We start from the raw sequence: 3,011 nt of genomic DNA on the forward strand, positions 1-3,011 counted from the left end.
GTAGAGGGGGGCAAAATCTGTAGTGACTGGAGAGGCAAATTTTTAAAAACGATCCCTTATTTGCCAACGGTTTCACAGCACCGATCACTGAACTTGGGTAAACCTGAGTTTTGGATACCGGATAGCTTGATTTTGTCCACCCATTATCAGTCACCAAGTGAAATACCCAGTCCGCGAGCCGTTTTAACCAAATCTCCCTCAGGGTTTACTGTTTTATTTTTTGAAATCGCTTCCTCGATGGGGATATCAATGACGTGCCGATTTTGCCAACCCACCATACGATTGAATCTGCCTTCAGCAATGAGTTCGACAGCCCTAACGCCTAAACACGCTGCCAGGACACGATCGCTTGCATCCGGTTGCCCGCCCCTTTGGGTGTGCCCCAATACTGTGCAACGGGTTTCGGCTTGGGTCGATTCTTGAATGCATTCGGCTAGATAATGACCAATACCACCGTATCTTATGTGACCTGAGGTATCGACAATAGTTGAAGGGGTCCCATCTTCAGTCAGGACTGCTTCTGCTGCGACAATGAGGGCGAAATTTCGCCCTTGTTCATTAATGGCACGGATTTTTTTGTAAATATTCTCAAGGGTATAGGGAATTTCTGGAATCAAGATCACATCAGCACCTCCAGCAATACCCGTGGATAAGGCAATGTGACCAGCGTCTCGTCCCATTACTTCAAGGATCATTACTCTGTCGTGGCTAGCTGCTGTGGGCTGCAGGCGATCAAGTGCTTCTGTTGCCACATCAACGGCCGTACTAAAGCCGATAGATCGCTCAGTGGAAACGATGTCGTTGTCGATTGTTTTGGGGATACCAATGAAAGGAATTTTACCCTGTTGGGTGAATTGGTGTAAAATTTGTAAACTACCATCACCACCAATGCCAATCAAGGCATCTAGCTTTAAGTCTTGAATTCCTTCAATCATTTCTCCTGATCGGTCTTTTATGCTGCCATCAGGCATTGGATAAGCAAAGGGATTACCACTTGTTGTGCTGCCAAGGATAGTACCGCCCATGCGCAAGGTATTGGCATCGAAGTTTTCAAGAGTAAGTTGCTTAAAACCTATGGGGCGCTCCATCAGGCCTTTACCTCCTTGCTTGATGCCCAGCACTTGCCATCCATAACCCTGAATGGCACGAAAAGTAACTGCCCTTAAAACAGCATTAAGTCCTGCACAATCACCACCGCTTGTTAAAATTCCTATGCGTTTCATATTTCCTCATTTCGACTGGGTCGAAAAAAATGGTTTATAAATTTCCTGAAATAGTATATAAACAGATTAGTGCTATGTAAAGAAAGGGGTTAATTATGATTGATCTTTTAAGTTCATGTGAACAGGTAACAAATCCCAGATTTGCTATTATGTTGAAGAATCGTAGTTTCGAGCTTTGTACTGTGGGAATACAAGAATCCGCGAATCAAAAAGAAGAATTAGATAAAATTCGGGTAGAACATCGTTCCTTGGATGAAAAAATTTCCGAGCTTTCGCGCGGGAAAGTGGTTGATCACTTGATGGTTCGGCGCTTAAAAAAGCAGAAACTTCAATTGAAAGAGCAAATATTTCAACAAACTCAGCAGGGACTTCCCGATATTATTGCTTAGGGATTCTCTTAACAAACGTACCCAATTGTCTCTATTTCTGTTGCGTAGGTGGGTGTGTTTGTGACTTTACGTCCTTTTGATCGGCAGCAGTTATGCCTAAGGGCTTATCGGTCCTTCGTACGGTCGTCTGACAACTTCATCGCTGAGCACAGCGCAAAACGATTACAGCAACGCTTGATGGGGTTTAAACGAGAGTTTAAGCACATATTGGTAACTGGCAAAGTTCCTGAGCAATTAATTTGTGGTGTGCAGGAGCTAGGGTCTAAGGTAAAGAAAATCGCATATTTGTGCTTTGAAGGCGAAAGAAGTGCATTCGAAAAAAGGGATAATATCACGACGTTTTATGGTGACGAGGAGTATCTCCCTTTTCCTGAAGAAACCTTTGACTTGATTTTGTCCAATATGACCATGCACTGGATAAATGATGTTCCTGGTGCCCTACAGCAAGCAAAACGGGTACTTCGCCCAGGTGGACTCTATATAGCTAGCTTTTATGGAGGATCCACGTTAAAGGAGTTGAGAAGGGCTTTCTTGATTGCAGACAGCCAAGGGCCTATTGGTGTGACGCCGCGTTTGTGTGAATTTATGGATCTAACAACTGCTGCACAATTGATGCAGAGATCAGGTTTCACGGATCCCGTTGTAGATCGTAGCTTGCTTGAAATAGCCTACAATAAGGTCGACGATCTAATGGAAGATCTAAAAAACATGCAAGAAACAAATATCATGAAAGAGCGTCCAAAAGGGCTTACTTCAAGACGCACGTTTGAGAGAGTAAAGAATGTTTATGAGACAAATGAGCTCACAGAGCAAAGTGGTATTTTAGCAACTGTCGAATTGTTTAGTCTCACAGGGTGGAAAACATAAAAAACCCCTCATGCTTCGAAAAGCACAAGGGGCGTTTGGTATATTTAATCAAGTAAAGCAGAAAGAATTACTCGAATGTCTCAGCAGGTTCTTCACCTTCGCCCATTTCAGGAGCAGCTGGTTCTTCCATTGCTGGAGCAGTCGGTTCAGGAGCAGTTGGCTCTGCAGGAGCAGTTGGCTCATCCATTGTGGGTTTTTCAGCCTGCTGGCCATTGTCGCCACATCCAGAAACAGCTAGCCCTGTAGCCAAGGCCAGAACTGAAAAGTATTGATTCAATTTCATTTTTCTCTCCATTTGTTGATGATCATCTAAATTACAACTAGAATTTAGCATAAATTCAAAGCAAAACTCAAGGTGTAACTTATGGCACTATCTTTATTTCACTAAAGTGAATTGAAGAGAGTGGCAATTAAGCACCATGATGGGCGTACGGTGTGGTTCCGGCAAGCGCGCGTGAGAAAGACAATAAAGATCTGGTAAAATATTTTCCTTCCTAGTTTATTTCGCTATTTTAGCCGCCTCCGTCCCCAG

4 protein-coding genes are annotated in these 3,011 nt (G+C 43.6%); 2 read left to right on the forward strand and 2 right to left on the reverse strand.

Features of this window, described 5'->3' with window-relative positions:
- Positions 1-146: 146 nt before the first annotated feature.
- Positions 147-1,223: an ATP-dependent 6-phosphofructokinase gene (locus ABFQ95_08285; protein ID MEN8237512.1), complete on the reverse strand. Its 1,077-nt coding sequence runs from the start codon at positions 1,221-1,223 to the stop codon at positions 147-149.
- A gap of 95 nt (positions 1,224-1,318) precedes the next feature.
- Here ABFQ95_08285 and ABFQ95_08290 point away from each other — a divergent pair, with 95 nt between their 5' ends.
- Both ABFQ95_08290 and ABFQ95_08295 read left to right on the forward strand, forming a co-directional pair.
- Complete coding sequence (locus ABFQ95_08290; protein ID MEN8237513.1) at positions 1,319-1,612, forward strand: YdcH family protein; 294 nt, start codon at positions 1,319-1,321, stop codon at positions 1,610-1,612.
- A 60-nt stretch (positions 1,613-1,672) separates the two neighbouring features.
- On the forward strand, positions 1,673-2,479 hold the full coding sequence (locus tag ABFQ95_08295) for a methyltransferase domain-containing protein (GenBank protein ID MEN8237514.1): 807 nt from the start codon (positions 1,673-1,675) through the stop codon (positions 2,477-2,479).
- A 67-nt stretch (positions 2,480-2,546) separates the two neighbouring features.
- Here ABFQ95_08295 and ABFQ95_08300 read toward each other — a convergent pair whose 3' ends face one another.
- Entirely contained in the window at positions 2,547-2,762 is a 216-nt protein-coding gene (locus tag ABFQ95_08300; protein MEN8237515.1) for a hypothetical protein, read from the reverse strand.
- Positions 2,763-3,011: the final 249 nt, after the last annotated feature.

The sequence above is a fragment of the Pseudomonadota bacterium genome, from assembly GCA_039714795.1.
GTDB lineage: Bacteria > Pseudomonadota > Alphaproteobacteria > JAGOMX01 > JAGOMX01 > JBDLIP01.